The sequence below is a fragment of the Gottschalkia acidurici 9a genome, from assembly GCF_000299355.1.
In the GTDB taxonomy this organism is placed as follows: Bacteria; Bacillota; Clostridia; order Tissierellales; family Gottschalkiaceae; genus Gottschalkia; species Gottschalkia acidurici.
Genome location: NC_018664.1, coordinates 2,768,031 through 2,792,362, shown reverse-complemented (window position 1 = coordinate 2,792,362; position 24,332 = coordinate 2,768,031). Strand labels below are relative to the sequence as shown.

Genomic DNA, 24,332 nt, shown 5'->3' with positions numbered 1-24,332 from the left:
AGGTTTAGAAAAATCTAAGCTTTATTTCCTGTACCCTAAATTAGTCTAGAGAGAGTATATTTAATATTTATAAGGACTTATATAACTTAGCTGTCAACGTTGATATAGGAAAAGAGCTGTTTCATAACTGACTTATCAGTTATGAAACAGCCCCTTTTATGATATTGCTTAAATTTATAATTTTTTAAATTAGCTTCTAGAACTCAATAGGTTATTCTTAATTTCACTCTCTAGATTCACGAAGTATTCTTGACGTTCAAGTTTAAACAAGTACTCTTCTTCAATTTTTTCTTTTCTCTCAAGTAGTTCCTGTAATTTAGTGAAGTCACTAGAATATAGCTCCATTTCATTGTCGATTTTATCTATTTCTTTCTCAAGAGCTTCTATTTCAGAATCGATTTTTTCGTATTCTCTTTGCTCGTTATAAGTAAACTTTGTTTTTTTAGATTTTGATTTATACTCTTTAGAAGCTTCCTTCTCTTCAGAAGTATCTTTAGAAACATTATTATTTTTTGAACTATTAACATTACTAACAAGTAAGTCTCTTTTATCCACAAAATCAGAATGATTTCCCACGTTCATTATTATATTTCCATCATTCTCAAAAGATAAGATCTTATTACATATTACATCTAGAAAATATCTATCATGAGAAACGGTAATAACAGGGCCACTAAACTCATGTATATAGTTTTCTAAAACTTTAAGAGTGTCTAAGTCTAAGTCGTTAGTAGGTTCGTCTAATATTAACACATTTGGAGAAGTCATTAATACTTTTAAAAGGTATAGTCTTCTTCTTTCACCGCCAGATAATTTAGAGATATAAGACCATTGCATATCAGAAGTAAACAAAAACCTTTCCATCATCTGAGATGCACTTATCTTAGTACCATCTGCAGTAGTTACGAACTCTCCACTTTCTTTAATATATTCAATAGCTCGCAAGTTTGGATTCATATCCTGAGACTCTTGAGAAAAATAAGCTATATTTACTGTAGATCCAATATCAACGCTACCAGAGTCTGCTTCAATTTTTCCAACAATTATGTTCAAAAGTGTTGATTTACCTATACCACTGTTTCCAATTACTCCGATTCTATCATCTTTTAGAAATGTATAAGTAAAATCTTTAATAAATACTTTTTCATCAAAAGATTTAGATAAGTTTTTAATCTCTATAATTTTTTGTCCAAGCCTAGAGCCACTTACAGATATATCTAAAGTAGAGTCATTTACTTCTACTTTAGAATTCTTAATTTCTTCAAATCTTTGAATTCTAGCTTTTTGCTTAGTAGTTCTAGCTCTGGCTCCAGTTCTTATCCATTCTAGTTCCTTTTTATATAGTCTCTGTCTCTTATGTTCCATAGTAGACTCTAAAGCTTGCCTTTCTAGCTTTTTCTCTAAAAATTGTGAGTAGTTACCTGTATAAGTATAAAGCTTACCACAGTCAAGCTCTAGGGTCTTATTAACTACTCTATCTAGAAAATATCTATCATGGGTAATCATAATTAATGCACCTTTTCTATTTTCAAGATACTTTTCTAGCCAATCTATAGTATCACTATCCATGTGGTTAGTAGGCTCATCTAAAATCAATAAATCACAAGGAGTTATAAGAGCACTTGCAAGAGCAATTCTCTTCTTCTGACCGCCAGAAAGAGTATGAATCTTTTTATCAAACTCAGTTATACCAAGCTTAGTCAGAATAGCCTTAGCTTGGCTCTCAAGTTCCCAAGCATTCAATTTATTCATATCATCAGTTAATTTTATTAGACGATCTTGAATTTTTTCATCATTAGGATTCTTTATAGAATCTTCTAATGCTCTTTCATAATCCCTAATAACAATCATGTTAGGAGAATCTCCTTTAAATACTTGCTCTAGAACTGTAATATCTAGATTGAAATTAGGATTTTGAGATAGGTACTCTAAAGTTACTCCATTTGGAATGGTTATAGTTCCACTATCTACAGGCTCATATCCAGCTATAACTTTGAGAAGTGTAGATTTACCTGTTCCGTTTATTCCTATAACACCAACTTTATCAGTATCACTTATAGTAAAAGAAATATCATTAAATAATGATTTGATTCCATAACTTTTAGAAATATTTTCAGCAGATAAAACGTTCATTTGAATCATCCTTTATGTTTTAATTTATCGTAAACTATATTTTATCATAATTAGACAACATTTTAACTAAAATACTATAAAGAAAATTGGCAATATGGTTGGAAATACGACTGAAAAATAACTATAAATTAGAAAAATAGGAGAATAAAACTCTTTACATTGGGTATATAGGTTTTGTGAGAGTATAAATATGTTTTACATAAATAAAAATTTCAGGCTTAGATTACTGATTAGAATTGTTAAAAGTATCACGAAATTTAGCTAATAAGCTGAAATTAGTATAATTTTTCTCATTTCATTTTGTACTAAGTTATACATGTATGACTAATATAATATGTATAAATGTAGAGGAAATTAAGCTATTTCTATAAATTAAAGGTTTAGTCTTATTTTAAGTTTAAAACTTTATTACTGACTAACAAACAAAATAAAAGGGGGAGACTAAAATGTCACAAATAATTGGGAAGGCAGTAAGTAAGCAAAAATTTTCTTATACTAACTATGAAGGAGTTTTAGCGACTACAGTACAGATAAAAGATGGGGAAGAATTAGATGTTATACAAACTTCAGATGGTAATAGAATACTATACTTAGACACACATACAAATATAAGATACATACCTAAAGAACATGAAGATAGCTTTGAAATAAGTCTTCATTAGAAGAATTATAAAAAAATAAAAATTAAAATAAAATTATAATTAATGAGCCATAGGAATATATTAAAAATTCTATGGCTCATTAATATTTTAGTACTATATTTTATACTTAGAGACTATAATATCAAATTTGTTACTTGAGAACTCTAGCCTTGTTCCATTGACAAAAATTATAGGTTATTATCATTTCAGAAATATAAATTTCACAATTCTTTGATGAAGTTATTTTTAATAACTATGCTTTCTCAATAGCTTTATCTATTTTCACATACCATAATATTCATAAAAAAATTAATAAGATAAAATAAGGTAAATTTATTATTTTAAAATAAAAATTATCATTAGGGGAATAATAGTTTTGAATATTATAAAAAGGAGAAGCAAGAATATGAAATTTTCCTTAGGAAATTTATCTAAAAAAACTATTATAAAAGTATCTATACTAGCTTTTTTATTAGTGGCAGGATATGTTCTTAAACTTAATATGCCATCTAAGCCTAAAGAATATTCTACTAAAGAATATATTAATAATGTTTCAGCTAATAATGAAATAGACAAAGCTATACAAGAAATATTTGATAAGAGAAACAAAGCTATATTAGATAATGATACTAAATATCTAGAGTCAATTTATGATAGAGAACATAAAGCTGGTACATGGGCATATGAACATGAGGTTAAGAAAATAAAATATATTAGTAATTGGGAAGAAAAACAAGGAGCAAAGTTTATAGATATTAAGCCTAAAGTTATAATTAAAGATGTAAAAGATAAAGGTGATAAAAAAACTATTACTCTATTGTGTTCAACAGAATATAAATATATATATGAAGATAATAAGGATTTAGTAAATACATCTAGAATAGGAGCATATCATGTTTTAGATGTAGTTGAGAAGAATGATTCATTAGTTATTACAAAAGAATGGTATAACGATCCATTTGCTGACTCTCTGAATTTAGAAAATTTAAAGGTTGATTCTATTAAAGAGTTTATAACGAGTCAAAAACGTAAAGAATCATTAGAATTAGAAGAAGGAAGAGAAAATGCCGTAGAGTATGCTCACAAGTATAGTGGAGCAGCAAGTGAAGAAAAGTATGGGTTTAAATACAATAATAAATACAAAAACTATAACTATGAAGGTGGAGATTGCACAAACTTTATATCTCAAGTTTTGCATGAAGGTGGAGGCTTTAAAAAGGATTCAACATGGAACTATAGCTCTGATGGTGCAACGAAACCATGGGTAAATGCTCAAGGATTTAAAGACTATATTGTATATAGTGGTAAAGGGTCAGTTATAGATAGTGGTGACTATGAGGAAATATATCAATCAGCGTATAATCTTCTTCCAGGTGATATAGTATCTTATGAGGAAGATGGTAAAATTGCTCACACAGCAGTAGTCACAGATTTTGATTCAAAAGGATATCCATTAGTCACTTGTCATAATACAGATAGAAATAATGTCCCATGGGATTTAGGGTGGAACGATAGTAATATAAGATTTTGGTTCATAAAAGTAAATTATTAATTGATAAAAAAGCTCCTACTTGAATAAAAGTGGGAGTTTTTTAGCTTCACTTTATGGTAGAATGATAAGAAAGACTTTAAAAATGGAGGAATCGGATGAAAAAATGATAAAAAGATACATGTATCTTTTTTCGGGACTTTTCTTATGTGCACTAGGCATGGTTATGACTATTAATGCCGAGCTAGGGTATGCACCGTGGGATGTATTCCATAAGGGTTTATCAAATATATTTCACACTACAATAGGCACATCTAATATTATTACAGGTATAGTAATATTATTAGTACAAGTTATATTTGGAGAGAAGCCAGGAATTGGTACACTTTGTAATATGATACTTATAGGCGTATTTATGAACATTATAATGTCAAGTGGATTAATTCCTGTATTTAATAGTTTTACTCCTAGCTTAATAATGATGATTATAGGCATGATTATACTAGGTATAGGAACATATTTTTATATAGCATCACAGCTTGGAGCAGGACCTAGGGATTCACTTATGATAATGTTTATTAAAAAAACTAATAAGTCAGTTAGATTTGTAAAAAATTCTATGGAAATCACAATACTTATAATCGGATACTTGTTAGGTGGACCTGTGGGTATAGGAACACTCATTATGTCAGTAGGTATGGGATATATACTCCAATTTATCTTTAAGATATTTAAATTTGATACTAGAGAAGTGCGTCATAGGCTAATAGATGAAGATATAAGAGCTTTAAAAAACATTGTTTTTAATAGTAGAAAGAAAGCTAATTCATAATAGATAGGATGGTTAGGTGAAAAAGGAAGTAAATTTAAAGGTAAAATCAAAGTTTATAAATAAATTTAAAAAAGGATATCCATTGATATTTAAGGAAGCTATTTTAAATATTAATGATTTAGAGAAAGAAGGACAAATAATAAACCTTGTAGATGAAAAGGGTAAATTTATAGCTAAAGGTTATCATGGGAGACAAAACAAAGGATATGGATGGGTACTTAGTACAAAGGAAGATGAGAAGATAGATAAAGCATTTTTTCAGAAAAAGCTTATAACTGCACTAAATAAAAGATCATCATTTTATAATGATCCTGATACTACAGCATTTAGAGTGTTTAATGGTGAAGGTGACGGAATAGGTGGATTAACTATAGAATACTTTGATGGATACTATGTAATAAACTGGTATAGCAAAGGCATATATAAGTTTAGAGATGAAGTTATAAATTCACTAAAAAACCTAGTTGAGCTTAAAGGAATATATCAGAAAAAAAGATTTGATACGGACGGTAAGTATGTGGAGCAAGATGATTTTATACTTGGTGAAAGAGGTGAATTTCCTTTAGTAGTTAAGGAAAATGGAGTTAACTTTGCAGTATACTTAAATGATGGGGCTATGGTAGGAGTATTTTTAGATCAAAGAGATGTAAGAAGAACTATAAGAGATAAGTATGCAAAAGGAAGAACTGTTTTAAATACATTTTCATATACAGGAGCTTTTTCAGTGTTTGCAGCAGTGGGTGGTGCAAAGAAGACTACAAGTGTTGATTTAGCCAATAGAAGTTTGAGTAAAACTATAGAACAATTTAGTATAAATAATATAGACTATGAGGCTCAAGAGATAATAGTAGAGGATGTATTTGACTATTTTAAATATGCGGTAAGAAAAGAATTGAAATTTGAAATGGTAATATTAGATCCTCCTAGTTTTGCTAAATCTAAAAATTATAAATTCAGTGCAGAAAAAGACTATACGAGTCTTCTAAAAGATGCTATAGCTATAACTGAAAGTAAAGGGGTTATAGTAGCATCAACTAATTGCAGTAGTTTTAATATGGATAAATTTAAAATGTTTATAAATGATGCATTTAAAGATACAGGTGTAAAATATAAAGTCTTAGAGGAATTTTCTTTACCTTCGGACTTTAGAACTATAAAAGAGTTTGAAGAAGGGAATTATCTTAAAGTTGTATTTATAGAAAAGTTAAATTAAGGGGGATATAAACATTATGATAAGAACTATAATCTGGTTTATCTATTTCTGGGTTAGTTTAATACTCTTAACACCATCTCTTTTAAAGGTGAAGTCTCTAGAAGAGTCTGGGAAAATAGAAGACAAGGATAAATTAGTATATAAGAAAGTAAGGAATTGGGCTATAAGCCTCATAAAGTTAAGTGGATGTGAAGTTAAGGTTATAGGTGAAGAGAATATTCCGAAAGAGGGAAATGTACTTTTTGTGAGTAACCACCAAGGAAACTTTGACATACCTATATTGCTTGGGTACATAGAAAAGTCAAAAGGATTTGTAGCTAAGAAAGAACTAGAAAAACTTCCAATGGTAAATAAGTGGATGAAGGCTATAAACTGTGTATTTATGGATAGAACTAATCCAAGAGAATCTATAAAAGCTATTAAAGATGGAATAGAAATTTTAAAAAGAGGATATTCTTTAGTTATATTTCCAGAAGGAACTAGAAGTAAAGATGGAAGTCTAGGAGAATTTAAACCAGGAGGTTTAAAATTAGCCACAAAATCGGAAGTTCCAATAGTACCAGTTACAATTAAAGGGTCGAATAAGATTATGGAAAAAGGAAGCCTTATAATAAAACCAGCTAAAGTAGAGGTAATAATATCACCTGTAGTACAAGTGGACAATCAATCTAAAAATGATACAAAAGAACTCACGGAAACTGTAAGAAATATAATCTCTGAAAATATAAATAAGTAGAATATTAGAACCTTATATGCTAAAGATATAATGGTTATAAATATTTACTAAAGGGTATGTTAATATATATATAATTAACTAGGAGATGATAAAATGGCAGACATAGTAGTAAACTTTCCAGGTGGTAAAAAAGTAAATGCTAAAATAGGAGATTTTGAGATAAAAACAGACCAGCTTGAAGAGTCTGGAGGAGAGAATTCAGCACCATCACCTTTTGAACTATTTCTATCGTCATTAGCTACTTGTACTGGTGTAGCTGTACTGAGCTTTTGTCAGACTAGAGAAATAAATACAGAGGGTTTAAAAATAGAATTAGATGTGACTAAGGATGAAAAGGGAAATGCTACTAATATCAAAACACATCTTACATTACCAAAAGGATTTCCTGATAAATATAAAGAATCTGTAGAGAGAATAGCAGGGACATGTAAAGTAAAAAGACATATACTAAATCCACCTAAATTTGAACTTGAAGTTAAATAAAGACAAAGAAAGTCCTTGTTGAGATATGAGTCCGCAAGGACTTTTTTACCATGGAAAATTAATACATAAATGCATATTGACAAACTATGATATAATATATATATTATAGTTATAAATATGATGGGAATAGTGTGAATTGAAAAGAGGTGAAAAAATGAGACTTTCCACAAAAGGTAGATATGGTTTGAGAGCTATGATAGACTTAGCTATAAATTCTAAAGGTGAACAAGTAGCACTATATAGTATAGCTGAAAGACAAAATATTTCTGTAAGTTATCTTGAGCAGGTTTTTGCTATTCTAAGAAAATCAGGACTTGTAAATAGTATAAAGGGTGCTCAAGGAGGATATATGGTAGCAGATGATCCGTCTAATATTACTGTAGGTACAATATTAAGAGCACTTGAAGGAAATCTTTCTGTAGTAGAAGAAAGTGAAGAATTAGAAGATACAAGAAGTGTGGAATATTGTTTAAGAATAAATGTATGGGATAAAATTAATGAGAGCATAAATAACGTAGTAGACTCAATGACATTGGAAGATCTAGTAGAAGAGTATAAACGTATGAATGGAAAAGATAACTTAATGTTTTATATATAAGTATAAAGTTATAGACTGTAATCTACCTAAGTGGACTACAGTCTATTTTTCTACAAACTATTATTTATGATATAATTTAAGAAAACAGTTTGGAGAGGTAAAATGATGAAATCAATACTAGAAGAAGCTATTAAAAATATAAAACCACTTAATGAATCAATAATGAATGGAACTAGAAAAAAATAGATAACCTTACAAAGCCTATAGGTAGCTTAGGATATCTTGAGGAAATAGCGATTAAGATGTCTGGAATAACAGGTAAAATTGAGAATGAGATAAAGAAAAAAACATAGTTATAATGTGTGCAGATAATGGTGTGGTAGAAGAAGGTGTGAGTGCTTGTCCTCAAAGCTTAACTACTACAGTTACAAACAATTTTACAAGAAATATTACAGGTGTATGTGTTCTATCAGAATATACAAATACAGATATTACAGTTGTAGATATAGGTGTAAATAGTGATTTCAATAATCCTAAAATAGTAAATAAAAAAATAGCTTATGGAACAAAGAATATAGTAAAAGAGGCTGCTATGACTAGAGATGAGACTATTAAAGCTATAGAAATAGGAATAGAGACTATAGATGAATTAGTGGAAAAAGGATATGATATGTTTGGAACAGGAGAAATGGGAATAGGAAATACTACAACGAGTGCGGCAGTTCTAAGTGTATTATCACAAATTGACTCTAAAATAGTAACGGGAAAAGGATCAGGACTTACGGAAGAGCAGTTTCAGAATAAAAAGAACATAATAAAGAAGGCAATAGAAATAAACAAACCTAACAAAGATGATATAATAGATGTACTATCAAAGGTTGGTGGATTTGATATAGCGGGTCTTTGTGGATGCTTTTTAGGTGCTGCTAAAAATGGAGTTCCTATAGTTATAGATGGACTTATATCATCTGTGGCTGCACTTTGTGCACATAAATTAAATCCACTAGTAAGTGGGTATATATTTCCATCACATCTATCAGCAGAACCAGGTGCCCAATATATATTAGATGAATTAGATTTAAAGCCTATGCTAAATTTAAGTATGAGACTTGGTGAGGGTTCAGGATGTCCTCTTGCATTTAATATAATAGAAGCTGCACTTTTCACTATGAATAATATGGGTACACTTGATGATGCAAATATAGTAAATGATTTTTTAGTTGATATTAGATAAATATTACTTTTGAAAGAGGTAATCTTCATGAATAAAATAAGTTATTTTAGAGATGACAAATTACCTATATTTGAAATTAAAAGTTGTGATTCAGGAATACATTCATCAAAAGATCATTCTCATGAAGAATTGTCCATAGGCATTATTGAGAAAGGATCAAGTACAGTTAATTGTGGTGAAAAAAGTTACAATGTAGATTCAAGGACAGCTGTTATAATATATCCAGGTGTTATACACAAATGTACTCCAACATCTATCGAAAGTTGGAAATTTTCTATGCTATACTTGAAAAAAGACTGGATAGAGTCTGTTTTTGATACTGAATTGAAAAGTGAAAATATATTAGTCAAAGAGCTTATGAGTAGGGATATATATAGAATGATAGAATTATTTGCAATTCTTAGAAAAGACATTTCCAATATAGAGAAAGAAAGCAGGCTAATTACAGATATAGACTACTTACTTAACATGGAAAGTTATGTGTTGAAAAACTTTAGTAGCAGACATACAGATAAAGACTCCATTAAAATGGCGAGAAAATATATTGATGATAACTTCTTAGAGAAAATTACACTTGATGATCTAACAAGATATAGTAATCTAAGTAAATATCATACTCTAAGGCTCTTTAAACTTTACTTCAATACAACACCTCATTCTTATCAAACTTTGTTGAGATTAAACTATGCTAAAAAACTATTAAAAGATAAAAAAGATATATCAGATATAGCTCAAGATCTAGGCTTTTATGATCAAAGCCATTTTAGTAAGTCATTTAAACAATATTTTGGAGTAACTCCTTTAAAGTATAAAGTCACATAGCAATTTTTTACTATAATAATCCTCCTAACTCTAATAAAGTAAGTTTAAATAGATAGGAGGAGATTATATGAAAAATAAAATTATATTTGCACACTTAATTACTCTTGTTACTGTATTTATATGGGGAACAACTTTTATATCTACTAAAGTTATATTAGAATACTTGTCACCAGTGGAGATACTATTCTATAGGTTTTTAATAGGTTATTTAGCTATGCTTATAATACATCCTAAGTTTAAGAAAATAGATAGCATGAAAGATGAGATATTGTTTTTTAGCTTAGGCCTTACAGGAGTAACACTATATTTTCTAGTTGAAAATATTGCTCTTGATTTTACCTTGGCTTCAAATGTAGGACTAATTGTATCGATTAATCCTATTATAACAGCAATAATTGCTCATATTTTTACTCGTGATGAGAAGATTTCAAAAATGTTAGTTATAGGATGTTTAATCTCTATATTAGGAGTATTTTTAGTAATATTTAATGGGACATTTAGGTTAGACATTAATCCTCTTGGGGATATTTTAGCATTAATAGCTGCTATTTTATGGGCTTTATACTCACTATTATTAAAAAAGGTTGATAAGAGGTATAGTTCGCTTTATGTGGTTAGAAGAACGTTCTTTTATGGTCTTATTACAATGATTCCTGCAATACTACTATTAAAAGATGACATAAGTTTTAATTATGAAATAAACTTAAGCTTAATATATAATATGATTTTCTTAGGTCTTGGAGCATCTGCACTATGCTTTGTTCTGTGGAATAAGTCTATAAGTATTATAGGTATAGTGAAAGCTAGTAGCTATATATATCTTGTACCTTTAATTACTATGGTTACATCTGCTATAGTACTTAGGGAAAAGATTAGTGTTACAATGATAATAGGTTGTATTTTAATACTTATTGGAGTGTATATTTCAGAGAGAAAATTAATAGTTAAGAGTAAAGACATAGAAAGTAATAATCTAAATACTTAACTTTAATATATTCTCAATGTACTTTTTAGTACTATACAATATATGGTTTAAGGAGATGGTAAAAATTAAAGATAGGCAAAAAGGTATTTTACTAATGCTTTTATCGGCACTATGCTTTGCTATTATGGCATCTTTCGTAAAATCATTAGAAAACTACCCAGTTACTGAAAAAGTGTTTTTTAGAAACTTTTTAAGTTTATTAGTATCAATATTTATAATAGTTAAAAATAAACATAGCTTTAAAGGAAATAATAAAAAGTTCTTACTTATGAGAAGTATAACAGGTATGCTAGGTATTGCATTTTACTTCTATGCAATAAGCCACCTGCCTTTAGCGGATGCAGTAATTATGAATAATATGTCACCATTTTTTGTAGCTATATTATCATTCATAATTTTAAAAGAAAATATAACAAAGTCTCAAATAGGAGCATTATTTTTAGCCATAATAGGAGTTACTTTAATTACAAGACCGACACTAAATGTTACTGTGGTTCCAGCTGTGATAGGTTTACTATCCGCATTTTTTGCAGGGTGTTCATATGTGTCAGTAAGATACTTGAGAAACACAGATTCGCCAGATGTTATAGTATTTTACTTTGCACTTATAACTAGTTTATGTATGTTGCCATTTGCATTAGCTGGTGATTGGCTTTTTCCAATGGGTGTAGACTTATTAAAAGCAATAGCAATAGGAATATTTGCAACAGCAGCTCAGTACTCTTTAACTTATGCATATAGATTTGCTGAAGCTTCAGAGATCTCCATATATAATTATACGAGCATAATATTTTCTAGTATAATAGGAATAGCTATATTTTCTGAAAAGTTAGAAATATATACTATACTAGGAGGGCTGTTGATAATAGGTGGAGGGTTTATTAACTATTATTCTAAGAGGAAGGTTTAATTATTTAATAATTAAACCTTCCTCTATATAATTTCTGATTTATTTTTTAGGAATTTTTAATTTAACATATGTTAGACTTCGTAATATAGTTAAATACAAGCTTTTTATTGTAAAATAGCTATAAAATATGCTTCATAAAATACTTTATATTGAACGAGTTAAATGCATTACTTAGTAAAGACTCAGGAAATTAAAGTTATAGAAAAAGTTTATTTCAGTTAGTTATAAAATCCTAAAAGAAATTGCAAGTTACTATAATAATACTAATACAGATGTTTTATCAGCGAATAAACATAGTAGAAATCTTATGAAATTTTGCTTTGTTAACATTAATTATTAATTGTATATAAATTAATAGAGATTATGTTGTGTTAATTTATTGAAAAAAGTACATACTTAATTTACAGTCAAAATATCTTTTAAAAATCCATTAAATCGAATAGCATTGCAAGCTTGACAATTACAGTTTTCGTATACACTATCTAAGTATTTATATGTGCTGGTTTCTTCTAACTTATAAAACTCTTCAACTTTTTTTATCTCACTTTGTATTTCTGCTTGTCTCTTTTTTTATTATCAATATCAACTTTTACTAAGATATTTTCTATAGAGAATATTTTGTTTATCACTTCCAATATTTTTTATCAATATACTTTTTTGATTTAATAAATAATTCGTTATCTAAAGATCCATCAAAGTCTACATAATCTGAGATATCATCTATATTGTTGAAACTTATTTTTATATCATTAATTAATTTTGTGAATATAAGAAAGATTGTTTTAAGAGTACTTTGTGTCCATTTACATAGTGGGGTATAAGTGTCAATGATATCTATTGTAATACTATCTGTAAATTTAATTGCTTGAAAATAAGTGAAATTTCCACTATACAAGTATAAAAATATAGCTAATTCATTGGTGAATTCCGATTTAGAGATTATATTATACAAAGCCATCTCAATATTCTTTTCTTCATTTGGGTTATCTATTAAGTATTTATATATCTTACAATACTGATATTTTACTGAATCTGTTACATTGTTTAAAACAAAAATATCTTCTAGATGTCTTTGTTGATATATTCCCTTCTTTGATAAATCTATAATAGCATTATGCATCAAACTAATCCCCCTTGCATTTCTATGTTTTTTATTATATATTTTGTATTGTTTTTACTGACACAATAATCAATTGACTTATCAAATCATATATTTATTTCTTATAGAATAATAACAGTCAAATATTACTCTATTTCGTAAACAAACACTATTTAATCTAGTTAATAAGTTTTTAAAATATAAAATTCTAACACTTTATTAATTGCCATCTTAGAAGTAAAGAGTGTTTAAATGCTAGAGTAATTATTTAGGCTAAATAATTAAAAGGTACATAAAGTCAAAAATTACTTTCAAAAACTAACAAACATTTTTATTTTTAATTTATAGTTTTACGATTTTTCCTTAGAATTTCTTACTAATATAAACAATTATATCTCAATCTGAGATAATAAACAATATCTCAATTTGAGATATAATATTATTGTCTTGGTGATAGAATGAGATATGACATGCTAAAATACAATAGGATAAGAGATATCAGAAATGATAAAAATTTAAGTCAAAAGCAAGTAGCAGAAAAGCTAAATATCGCTCAGAATACTCTTTCACAGTACGAAACTGGTGAAAGAAACATTCCAAATGAAATATTAATTAGGTTAGCTTTATTTTATGACACAAGTATTGATTATCTACTTGGCATAACAAATGAAAAAACACCATATAAAAGAGCTTAACTCGTGAAAAGAGTTAAGTTAGATACAATATATGGTTTATTTCAAAAAACATAAGCCCCTTAAAGTAAGGACTATACTGATACAACATAGTATGTCTACCTTAAGGGGGCTATTTTATATTAAAAGATAAATTTTATCTAAAATGGACTATTTCCACCTGGGATTATTACTTTGTTAGTTACAGACTCGTAATAGGCTCTTACCTGACTTACCCAATCTAAAAATACAGATTTCCATGCTACAGAACTAAAAAAGTCATTAATAGCAGCTTCATTCTCAACACTAAATCGAGGTATAAATAACGGAATTGCACCTTGCTCCAGTATACCTCCAAATACTCCATCTAAGAGAACTCCATCCTCAACTATAATCATTAGTGGTAAGCCTTGTTGGTATGCCATAGCAGGTTCTATTTGAATATAAGGATTGCTTAGCCATATATCTACATGAATTTGTTCACTAGAAGTATTTGGTCTAGAAACAGCACTATCTATATGAACACGATGAAATGCTACAGCTAACATACCATAACTAGTTAATATCATTCTTCTTATTGAAGTAATAGGAGACTCAGTTTCTTGTTCAGTTACTCCAAGGGTACGTGGAAACAGCAGAATACTTCTAATTTCTTCAATAACTTTATTAAGAAAGATTATTTGATTCTCGTTATAAGGAGTTGCATAGCTAAGAAAAACAGGAATATTGTATAGAGGATTTGATAGTTCATTAGTTAAAGTACATGAACTATCACTGATAGGTGTATTACTATTGTTTTTCTTAGTGTTATTTTCTTTCTCTTTTATATTATAGTCCTTGCCAGAAGGATTAAAATTATTACCAGAATATGAGTTATCCATACTCACTTCTCCCTTCTCTTTATATAATATGAAAAATATAAAGAAAGGGTACTGCATAAAAGCATAATAATGAGAATATTTAAGAAATATTTAAGAAGTTTAGTAAGTAATTTGTAAAAAATATCTATTAAAATAAGATTGCAGTTAAAGTAAGGGGTGGTCAGAATGTTATAATAATAATTAATATACTGAAAGGATGATCGGATGTGCAAAAGTACAATATTTTAGTTGTAGATGATGAAGATGAAATAAGAGATGCTATAGAGATATATCTAAGTGATAATAATACGAAAATACTCAAAGCTAGTGATGGAATAGAAGCTTTAGAAATATTAAGTGAAGAGGAAATACATATTATAATAATGGATATAATGATGCCTAGAATGGATGGAATAAAAGCTACATTTAAAATTAGAGAAGACAAAAACATTCCTATAATAATGCTTTCTGCAAAGTCACAAGATACAGACAAGATATTAGGTCTTAATATAGGTGCAGATGATTACATAACAAAACCCTTTAATCCTCTAGAACTTGTAGCAAGAGTAAAATCACAATTAAGAAGGTATATAGATTTCGGAAAATATAAAGAAAGTGAAGATGAAGTGAAAGTAAGGGGTCTTATTTTAAATAAAAGTACAAAGATGGTCTTAGTAGATGGAGAAGAAGTTAAACTTACTTTAACCGAATACAAGATACTAGAACTTTTAATGGAAAACAAGGGAAAAGTATTCTCCATAGATCAAATATATGAGAATGTTTGGAAAGAACCATCTTATAATGCTGAAAATACAGTGGCAGTTCATATAAGACGAATAAGGGAAAAAATAGAGATCAATTCTAGAGAACCAAATTATTTAAAGGTGGTGTGGGGAATTGGATATAAAATTGAAAAATAAAAGTAAAAATATAATAGCTATAGCAATGATCCTATACATGATATCTATATCATTACTGGTAATATTTGATTTAAACAAACATAGAAATGTTTTTAAAGATGAGCCATATAAGTATAGCAGTGTTCTTAGAGAAGAAATAAATAAATATATAGATAGTACTGAAAAAGTCTTTATAATAGACAGTAAAATTGAAGACTATGAAATTGAAAACCTGAAAATAGCACATCAAAATTTAATGATTAATCAAAAGAATATTATTGAGGAAGACTATAATGAGAAAATTACAAAAGCAGAAGAACAGGAAGATAAAGAAGCTATTCTAAAGTTATATGGAGAGAAATTTGATAAACTTGTAGAAAATAAAAATATTCATACAAAAAGTGAAGAAGAATTAAGAAAAGAAATATTAGATGATAGGAATGATGAGCATAAAAAAGCAAAAGAACATATAGAAAAGCAAAAAAATATAAAGTACTTTATTATAAATACTAAAACTAAAGACACGTATACAAACATAGATAATATTAAAAATATAAATGATGTTAAAGAATATATAAATACTAACTCCATATTTAGCATGAAAATACCATATAAATCTAGTGATTATAATTACTCTATAAACAATGGAAGAAAATTTGAAGAACATGGACTAGAAGGATATTTTGTTGTGCCTAAAAAAGCAAATGGATATAGTCAAATACATGAAGATTTAAAGTATATTGATTCAATAAAGGATAGACTAGTTAAAGAACTAGTATTATTGATCGTATCATTTACTTCGGCAATAGTTATGATATCGATTATAATAAAGAAAAAAATATTAAAATATATAGAAGTACCAGAATGGCTTGAAAAGGTTATTAATAAGTACAAGAAGATACCTTTAGATATAAGAATATCAATACTATTTGTATATGCAATAATCATGAACGTATATTTAAGTGAGGCGAACTTTTTTTATTTTCCTTTAAATATGGATCACTTTATAAAGCTCACATTTATATCTTTAAGCATTATTTATTTTATACTTAATGGAACGTGTATTGTAAGACTATATAAAAATAGAGATGAGTTAAGTCAACAATGGAGTGTTAGTTTGTGGAAAAGAACAGTTAATAGTTTTAAAAGTACTAAAGATATATTTTTTACTAAAAATATAAGCAAAATAATATTAAAAGGATTCATAGCTATATTAATATTTTTAGCACTAGCTATTCTCTCAATCATATTTCTAGGTATTAATAATGAATTATTCTTAATTACATTTATGATGATTACTATAGTATATATGTTATATATTATAAATTATGTATTAAGGAAGATAGCATATCTTAATAATTTAGTAACAGGGATAGAAGAAATATCGAGTGGTAATTTAAACTATGAGATAGAGGAAAAAGGAAGCGGAACACTAGCTAAAATAGGATATAACATAAATCATATGAGGGAAGGATTTAAAAAATCTTTAGAAACTCAAATTAAAAGTGAGAGACTGAAAACAGAACTTATAACAAATGTGTCTCATGACTTAAAAACACCGCTAACATCTATAATAAATTATGTAAATATACTAAAAAAAGAAGATTCATCTAAAGAAGAGATTGAAGGGTATGTAGAAATATTAGATAGAAAATCACAAAGATTAAAAACTTTAATAGATGATTTATTTGAAGTAACTAAACTATCGAGTGGAGAAGTAGATTTAAAAATTGAACGTGTAGATGTAGTAGCTTTGCTAAGACAAGCTATGGCTGAATTCGAAGGAAAAATTAAAAAATCATCATTAAGTATTAAAACTAATACTTCAAACCAAAATATATATATGGACCTTGATGGAAATAAGATGTGGAGAGTATTTGAGAATCTTATAAGTAATATACTAAAGTATTCTCAACCTAATACTAGAGTATATATAGATATCATTGAAGAAGATAAAAAAGTAATAATTACAATGAAAAATATTTCATCCCATGAATTAAATTTTGGTGTAGATGAAATTTTCGAGAGGTTTAAACGAGGAGATGATTCGAGAAACACAGAGGGATCTGGACTTGGGCTTGCAATAGCAAAGAGTATAGTTGAACTTCAAGGGGGTAAATTAGATATTACTATAGACGGGGATCTTTTTAAAGTAAACGTAGAATTTTATCAAAAGGCAACTTCTTATGGTCAATAATAAAGAAAATCCAATGTTAAAACTATATACAAACACAGAAGCTTCAACATATATATTTAAAGTATATTAAGATAAACTAAAAGGCACCTTCAAAGAAGGTGCCTTTTTATTACCTACTTTTTAATAAGAGTAGTAAAATACTCTAAAAGACTATATCTTTCTAAAATTTAGTTTCTAAAATAAAACTTTAAAAAAATATTCTATTTTACCAAAACCGTTTTCAATTATAGACAGTCTAATAGATAGACTGTCTATAATTACGAGATATAAATTTAGAGATTTAAAAGCTTGTATTCGTAAGTTTAATTTATATACTAAGTATATTTTGAGAGAAGGGGGAGTCTATTTATAAGTATAGATATAAAAGAAAATATCATATTTAAAATACACTATACTTATCATTAAGTAGGCACTTATGAATGAAACATGTTGATGACTTTGAAAAGATGGTTATAGAAGCCATGAACGGAAATGATGCTGCTTTTCATAAGCTAATATAAGATAAGAAGGATATTCTTTATAGAACAGCATTTGCTTATGTGAAAAATGAAAATAATGCTCTAGTATATGTCTCTTTTATAATCCTCGGCTTCTTCACACCAGCTCACTTCAAATATTTTGAAAGGGTTACAATCATTTTTATTATCTATAACTTCTTTAACCCAAGAAGCTGGAATTATCATATCATATTTCGGATAGCTCTTCATTGAAAGGCTTTTATCATTAGCTCATTCTTTACCATCATAAGTGTATATATTTTTAAATCCTTTGTCAGAAAGAAAATTAGCAACCTTTTTTACGTCCTTTCTACTAGCATCATAGACAATGACATTTATATCAGAAGTTATTCCTTTTACTTTTAGAGTATCATCTAATGTTTTATTTTTATCTTTAACGTATGCATCAATTCAATTAGAAGAAAAGTCAACTGCACCTTCAATATAACCTCCTCTTTTAACACCATCAAGAGCCCCACCGTTGTAGGCATCATTTATTCTTGCATCAACTACAACCTGAGATCATTGATATTACCATGGCTACAACTAAAGAAAGAAGACTAAGTTTTTTTAGTATTTCATTAACAATTCCTCCTATTTGTTTAGTTTAATAAAGTACGTTGCTAATTATTAAGAATTTTTTAAGTATATTATAGAGGTTATATACAAACAAGCATTAAAGATAGCTTGTTAATTGGAATTTTAAATAGTATGAATAGCTTTGCTTGAAAAAACAAATAGAAAAATGTTAACTGCTGCAAGGAGATTTAGAAATTAGATATTGAACTATATATAATTTTTAAGGATTCGTGGAAAGATATATTTATCATATAAATGTAGGAGGCTTTACATATGGAAAAAAATCAAAAAGGCTTGTCAGTATGGCAACTTACAATGATGACATTAGGTACAGTAGTAGGAGGATCATTTTTTTTAGGATCATCTGTATCTATTAGGTCAGCGGGTCCTGCCGTTATAATCTCATATATTCTAGGAGGTATATTGGTCTACTTTGTTCTTTCAGCTCTTTTAGAATTAACATTATCAGATACAGATCCAGGATCTTTTCGTACTTTTGCAAGAAAAGCATTTGGATCAGGAGCGGGATTTATTGTAGGATGGGTCTATTGGACTGGTATTGTTCTAGCAATGTCCAGTGAAGCTATGGCTGCATCAATATTATTCACGAAATGGTTTCCAGGATTTCCAGTTGCTTTAGTAGGATCAATTATTATTATAGGAGTTACACTATTGAATTTACTTGGTGCTGAAAAGTTAAGTAGAATTGAAAGTGGATTAGCATCAATAAAGTTATTATCAATAGTGTCATTCATTATTCTAGCAATACTCATAATTATAGGTCTTATGCCTGGAATTCCAAGGATAGGAATGGGAAGTTTAACTAGTCAACCGCTGCTCCCAGGTGGGATAAGAGGTATCGCAGGAAGTATGCTAATTGTTACGTTCGCTTACGCTGGGTTTGAAATTATAGGGTTAGCTGCTTCAGAAGCCAAAGATCCTAAGAAAACAGTTCCTAAAGCAATACGATATACTGTTATTACTTTGGTTGGACTATATATAACATCTGTATCACTACTAATTTTTCTAATTCCGACTAATGAAGTCATAGAAGATGTCAGCCCTATGGTTGCAGCATTAAACAGATGGGGATTTACATGGGCAGGAACTGCTATTAATATAGTTCTAATTACAGCTATTCTATCTACAATGCTTGCATCTATGTTTGGGCTAGCTAAAATGATTAGGTCTCTTACAGATGAAGGTCAGGCACCTAAGTGGTTAAAAGATAAACGAGACGTCCCATACAGATGTATATTGTTTTCAGGATTTGCTATACTTTCAGGGCTCGGGCTTGGATTTATATTACCGTCTAATGTTTATATATTTTTAACAAGCTTTGGAGGCTTCTCTTTACTTTTTACATATGGAGTAATAGTAGCTACGCATATAAAATTTAGAAAGGAAAAGGGAGATTCAACACCATTTACTTCTTGGATAGCTTTGATAAGCATAGTTATTATTATAGCAAGCATGCCATTAGTATCAGGTCAAGGGCTAGGACTTATAGCTGGATTAACTATATTATCACTATATTCTATAATATATCTTGGAATGAAGTTATATAAGAACTATAAAAGAACAGAGCGTTTTGAAAGAACTTCTTTTAAACTAAATCCTAAACTAGATACGGAGTTTTCAAAAGAATTATATAAACATAAAGAAGATAAAAAGTAGAGCCTATAATCCTGCGACTCTACTTTTTATCTACATAACTCAAAATATATAATAAAAATTCTAAAAATGATATAATTATATATAGAAAAAGTAGATATTTAAAGGAGATGGGTATTATGAACAATTTCATATTTCAAAATCCTACTAAAATAATATTCGGAAGAGATACTATAAAAAATATAGGAAAAGAAATAAAAAATCATGGTATAAAAAAGGTTTTAATTATATACGGAAAGGGATCAATACATAGAAATGGAGTTTATGATTCTGTAATAAAATCATTGAAAGAAGAAAATATAGATTACACTGAGATAGGTGGTGTTAAATCTAATCCAGTACTTTCAAAAGTACATGAAGCTATAGAAATAGGAAGAAGAGAAAATGTAGATGGGATATTAGCTTTAGGTGGTGGAAGTACTATAGATACTTCAAAGGCTGTATCAGCAGGTATGGCATGTAAGTATGACATATGGGAAGTTTTGGAGGGTAAACGCATAATAGAGAAGGCACTACCCATATTTACTGTTCTGACTATGTCTGCAACTGGTTCTGAAATGAATGGATCATTTGTAATAACTAGAGAAGAAGAAAAGAAAAAGTGGAGTGCGGGATCTCCTTTTGTTTTTCCTAAAGTATCAATAATTGACCCAACTGTACAGTATACATTACCTAAAAATCAAACATCATATGGAGCAGTAGATGCAATAAGTCATGTTCTAGAAAACTATTTTATAGGTGAAGATAGAACTGATGTTATAGATGAAATGTCAGAAGGAATTATAAGAGCAATAATAAAACATGCAAAAATACTTTTAAATGATCCTGAAAACTATAATTCACGTTGTCAAATAGCATGGGGAGCTACGATGGCGTTAAATGGAAACCTTAAAAATGGTAAAGACAATGGCGACTGGGCAACTCATGGTATAGAGCATTCAATAAGTGCATTTACAGATATAGCTCATGGAGCTGGTTTAGCTATAATACATCCTGCATGGATGAAATACGTATACAAAGAAGATATAAAAAAGTTTAGAAGATTTGGAGAAAAAATATTTAACATATCAGAAGGAACAGATGAAGAAATAGCTTTAAAAGGAATAGAAAAACTTAAAGAATTTTTTAAAGAAATAGGAGTGCCAATTACCTTAAAAGAAATAGGACTAAATAAAAGTCAATTAAATGATATAGCAGATAACGTAGCACTTTCACTACCCCGTGGAAAAATAAAAGTACTTGATAGAGAGGATGTCTTAAATATATTAAACCTAGCTTATGAGTAGGAGCATGTACTTAACTAGAGAGTTATTGTTTCCAAGAGGTATAGGCGATATAGCAGGAAGTATGCCTATAGTTATATTTGCTTATGCTGGATTTAAAACTATGATCAAACTTTTTATAGTTAGGTTGGATATAATAATTCGAATATAGAAAAATTCTATACAAAAAAGAAAAACTATAAACTCTTTCAATTGTAAAAAACAAGCTCAATATGGTAGGATGTCTGTGAAGAATGCTTTTTACACAAACTATGAAAAAGGAGAGATATAATGAAAAAACTCGTTAACAAAAGGTTATCTCTAATCTTAGCAACGCTAATGATGATATCACTAGTAATTGTTGGATGTAGCAGTGATAGTGATGAGGCTGATTCAAAAAATAAAACTGATGAAATAAGTACAAACTCTAAAGAAAGTATTAAGTTTGAAAATGATGATTATATAGTAAGTATTGACTGGCTAAAGGAAAACCTTAACAAGAAAGAACTACTAATACTAGATGCTAGGGGAGAGGAAGATTACAAAAAAGGTCATATACCAGGAGCAATATCTGTTACATGGCAACAATTTTCAAAAATAGATGGTAAGCCAGGAGAAACAGAGTGGGGAACAGTGCTTGACGCTAAAGAGCTATCTGAAAAGCTTTCAGCGATAGGTGTAACTAAAGATAAGGATATAGTGGTATACGCAGACACCCAAAAAGGCTGGGGAGATGACGGAAGAATAGTTTGGATGTTAAGAATGGCAGGTATAGATAATTCTAAAATATTAGATGGTGGATGGAACTACTGGAATGCAAGTAAAAATGAAGTGTCAAAGGAAACAGAAACTCCAGCTCGATCAAGCTTTGAACTATCTGCAATACAAAATATAGAAAAGATGAATATAAGAACGGAAGAGATAGTTGATAAACTAAAAGACTTAGTTATTATAGATACTAGAGAAAAAGAAGAGTATGAAGGAGCTACAAAATTTGGAGAAGCTAGGGGAGGACATTTACCAGGAGCTATAAATATAACATTTAGTGAGTTTCTAAATAAAGATGGAACCCTTAAAAAGCCAGAAGAAATAAAAGAAATACTTGATAAAAATGGTATTGAAAAAGATGATGAAATAGTAACTTATTGTACAGCAGGCATACGTTCAGCTCATATGCAGATAGTTCTAACTATGATAGGATATGATAATGTTAGAAACTATGATCAAAGCTTTTATAGCTGGGCTGGAGATAATAATTTAGAAATAGAGAAATAGAAAAGGAGAATGAAGAATGAAAGCTAAAAAAATATTAATGACTATAGCAGCAGTATCGGTACTTACATTATCTATAACAGGTTGTAGTAGTGATAAAAATACAAAAGACACAAGTGGAACACCACAAACTTCTCAAGGATCAAGTGAATCTAATGGATTTCAATACTATACAGCTGAACAATTAAAAGAAAGTATTGAAAAAAATGAAGACTTATATCTTTTAGATATACAAACTAAAGAAGACTGGGACAAGCATCACATTAAAGGGGCAGTACAAACTAATGCTTATCCTGCAAAGAGTGATAAAGATAAGGCAAAACTAGATATAGTAATACCTTCAATAGAAGCAAATGACAATCCAGTAGTAATAATATGTCCTGGTGGAAAAGGTGGAGCAGAAAAAACTCACGCTTATCTAGTTGAAAAAGGTATAGACAAAGATCGTTTATTTATATTAGAAAAGGGTCAAAAAGGTTGGAAATACGACGATCTTTTAGAAAAATAAGAAATACTTTTAAAGGTACGGGTGAAAACTCGTACCTATTTATATTATTTTTAAATCTGAGAAAGGTGTGAAATTTATAATGAATAGTATAAAAAAATCAACACTATTCAAGATAGGTATAATATTAGCTTTAATTTGCACTTATTTATTTGTACAACCAGTGAAAAGTTCAATAAATAAAATAGTATTTATCTTTAGTATGCTGGATGTGGAAGTAATTAAAGAGTATATATTATCATTTGGAGTATGGGCTCCGATAATTTCATTCTTATTAATGATATTTCAATCAGTGGCAGCTCCACTACCAGCGTTCCTTATAACTTTTGCAAATGCGGGACTTTTCGGTTGGGTTAAAGGTGCCGTTCTATCTTGGTCAAGTGCTATGGCAGGAGCAGCACTATGCTTTTATATAGCAAGACTTTATGGAAGAAATACAGTAGAGAAATTGACTGGTAAATTTGCACTTGAAAGCTTAGACGGCTTCTTTGAAAGGTATGGTAAATATACTATATTAATAGCTAGACTACTTCCATTCGTATCATTTGATGTTGTGAGTTATGCAGCAGGGCTAACATCTATGAGTTTTTGGTCTTTTTTCTGGGCAACAGGGATAGGTCAATTGCCAGCAACGATTGTATATTCATATGTTGGAGGAATGCTTACGGGAGGAGTTAAAAAATTTGTAACAGGACTTTTGATTCTATTTGCATTAAGTATTTTAATATTTTTATTTAAAAAAATATGGAACGATAAAAATAATAATGATAAAAATATATCAAGTAAGCTGTAAGAAGGGAT

General features: G+C 28.8%; 22 protein-coding genes and 1 pseudogene. 20 read left to right on the top strand and 3 right to left on the bottom strand.

The window, feature by feature from the left end; all coding sequences use genetic code 11:
• Positions 1-189: 189 nt before the first annotated feature.
• Entirely contained in the window at positions 190-2,133 is a 1,944-nt protein-coding gene (locus tag CURI_RS13300; RefSeq protein ID WP_014968790.1) for an ABC-F family ATP-binding cassette domain-containing protein, read from the bottom strand.
• Positions 2,134-2,579: 446 nt separating this feature from the next.
• Between CURI_RS13300 and CURI_RS13295 the strand changes: the two genes are divergently transcribed.
• The 11 genes and pseudogenes from CURI_RS13295 (at position 2,580) to CURI_RS13245 (ending at position 12,016) form a co-directional block, all read left to right on the top strand.
• The gene (locus tag CURI_RS13295; RefSeq protein WP_014968789.1) at positions 2,580-2,795 is read left to right on the top strand and encodes a hypothetical protein; all 216 of its coding nucleotides are present in this window, start codon (positions 2,580-2,582) and stop codon (positions 2,793-2,795) included.
• 385 nt (positions 2,796-3,180) lie between these two features.
• A complete protein-coding gene (locus CURI_RS13290) occupies positions 3,181-4,326 on the top strand; it encodes an amidase domain-containing protein (RefSeq protein WP_014968788.1) in 1,146 nt (381 codons plus the stop codon).
• 103 nt (positions 4,327-4,429) lie between these two features.
• Complete coding sequence (locus CURI_RS13285) at positions 4,430-5,095, top strand: YczE/YyaS/YitT family protein (RefSeq protein ID WP_144276092.1); 666 nt, start codon at positions 4,430-4,432, stop codon at positions 5,093-5,095.
• 16 nt (positions 5,096-5,111) lie between these two features.
• On the top strand, positions 5,112-6,308 hold the full coding sequence (locus tag CURI_RS13280) for a class I SAM-dependent rRNA methyltransferase (RefSeq protein WP_014968786.1): 1,197 nt from the start codon (positions 5,112-5,114) through the stop codon (positions 6,306-6,308).
• Between the two features lie 16 nt (positions 6,309-6,324).
• A complete protein-coding gene (locus CURI_RS13275) occupies positions 6,325-7,044 on the top strand; it encodes a lysophospholipid acyltransferase family protein (RefSeq protein WP_014968785.1) in 720 nt (239 codons plus the stop codon).
• Between the two features lie 93 nt (positions 7,045-7,137).
• A complete protein-coding gene (locus tag CURI_RS13270) occupies positions 7,138-7,527 on the top strand; it encodes an OsmC family protein (protein WP_014968784.1) in 390 nt (129 codons plus the stop codon).
• A gap of 154 nt (positions 7,528-7,681) precedes the next feature.
• Positions 7,682-8,125, top strand: a complete 444-nt coding sequence (locus tag CURI_RS13265; RefSeq protein WP_014968783.1) for an RrF2 family transcriptional regulator — start codon at positions 7,682-7,684, stop codon at positions 8,123-8,125.
• Positions 8,126-8,307: 182 nt separating this feature from the next.
• A pseudogene (gene cobT, locus CURI_RS13260) lies at positions 8,308-9,299 on the top strand (nicotinate-nucleotide--dimethylbenzimidazole phosphoribosyltransferase).
• Positions 9,300-9,326: 27 nt separating this feature from the next.
• Complete coding sequence (locus CURI_RS13255) at positions 9,327-10,121, top strand: AraC family transcriptional regulator (RefSeq protein ID WP_014968781.1); 795 nt, start codon at positions 9,327-9,329, stop codon at positions 10,119-10,121.
• Between the two features lie 67 nt (positions 10,122-10,188).
• Positions 10,189-11,106: a DMT family transporter gene (locus CURI_RS13250; RefSeq protein ID WP_014968780.1), complete on the top strand. Its 918-nt coding sequence runs from the start codon at positions 10,189-10,191 to the stop codon at positions 11,104-11,106.
• Positions 11,107-11,161: 55 nt separating this feature from the next.
• Entirely contained in the window at positions 11,162-12,016 is an 855-nt protein-coding gene (locus CURI_RS13245) for a DMT family transporter (protein ID WP_014968779.1), read from the top strand.
• Positions 12,017-12,641: 625 nt separating this feature from the next.
• Here the strand turns inward: CURI_RS13245 and CURI_RS13240 are convergent.
• The gene (locus tag CURI_RS13240) at positions 12,642-13,136 is read right to left on the bottom strand and encodes a hypothetical protein (protein ID WP_014968778.1); all 495 of its coding nucleotides are present in this window, start codon (positions 13,134-13,136) and stop codon (positions 12,642-12,644) included.
• Between the two features lie 449 nt (positions 13,137-13,585).
• On the opposite strand from CURI_RS13240, the gene CURI_RS13235 reads away from it, so the two are divergent.
• Positions 13,586-13,810 carry a helix-turn-helix domain-containing protein gene (locus tag CURI_RS13235; RefSeq protein ID WP_014968777.1) on the top strand — a complete coding sequence of 75 codons (225 nt, stop codon included), beginning with the start codon at positions 13,586-13,588 and terminating at the stop codon, positions 13,808-13,810.
• A gap of 137 nt (positions 13,811-13,947) precedes the next feature.
• On the opposite strand, the gene CURI_RS13230 is transcribed toward CURI_RS13235, so the two are convergent.
• On the bottom strand, positions 13,948-14,667 hold the full coding sequence (locus CURI_RS13230; protein WP_228370432.1) for a hypothetical protein: 720 nt from the start codon (positions 14,665-14,667) through the stop codon (positions 13,948-13,950).
• Between the two features lie 206 nt (positions 14,668-14,873).
• On the opposite strand from CURI_RS13230, the gene CURI_RS13225 reads away from it, so the two are divergent.
• From CURI_RS13225 to CURI_RS13195, 8 genes are all read left to right on the top strand, one after another.
• The gene (locus tag CURI_RS13225; RefSeq protein WP_014968775.1) at positions 14,874-15,566 is read left to right on the top strand and encodes a response regulator transcription factor; all 693 of its coding nucleotides are present in this window, start codon (positions 14,874-14,876) and stop codon (positions 15,564-15,566) included.
• Positions 15,544-17,742, top strand: coding sequence for a histidine kinase dimerization/phospho-acceptor domain-containing protein (locus tag CURI_RS13220; RefSeq protein WP_014968774.1), 2,199 nt, complete (start codon positions 15,544-15,546; stop codon positions 17,740-17,742). The genes CURI_RS13225 and CURI_RS13220 overlap by 23 nt, the downstream gene beginning before the upstream one ends.
• A 1,349-nt stretch (positions 17,743-19,091) precedes the next feature.
• On the top strand, positions 19,092-20,495 hold the full coding sequence (locus tag CURI_RS13215) for an amino acid permease (RefSeq protein ID WP_014968773.1): 1,404 nt from the start codon (positions 19,092-19,094) through the stop codon (positions 20,493-20,495).
• 116 nt (positions 20,496-20,611) lie between these two features.
• Positions 20,612-21,778 carry an iron-containing alcohol dehydrogenase gene (locus tag CURI_RS13210; protein ID WP_014968772.1) on the top strand — a complete coding sequence of 389 codons (1,167 nt, stop codon included), beginning with the start codon at positions 20,612-20,614 and terminating at the stop codon, positions 21,776-21,778.
• A 4-nt stretch (positions 21,779-21,782) separates the two neighbouring features.
• Positions 21,783-21,926, top strand: coding sequence for a hypothetical protein (locus CURI_RS15940; RefSeq protein ID WP_014968771.1), 144 nt, complete (start codon positions 21,783-21,785; stop codon positions 21,924-21,926).
• A 119-nt stretch (positions 21,927-22,045) separates the two neighbouring features.
• A complete protein-coding gene (locus tag CURI_RS13205; RefSeq protein ID WP_014968770.1) occupies positions 22,046-23,029 on the top strand; it encodes a sulfurtransferase in 984 nt (327 codons plus the stop codon).
• Between the two features lie 16 nt (positions 23,030-23,045).
• Positions 23,046-23,534 (top strand): rhodanese-like domain-containing protein, encoded by a 489-nt coding sequence (locus tag CURI_RS13200; RefSeq protein WP_014968769.1) that lies wholly within the window; start codon positions 23,046-23,048, stop codon positions 23,532-23,534.
• Positions 23,535-23,613: 79 nt separating this feature from the next.
• On the top strand, positions 23,614-24,324 hold the full coding sequence (locus CURI_RS13195) for a TVP38/TMEM64 family protein (RefSeq protein ID WP_014968768.1): 711 nt from the start codon (positions 23,614-23,616) through the stop codon (positions 24,322-24,324).
• Positions 24,325-24,332 lie beyond the last annotated feature (8 nt).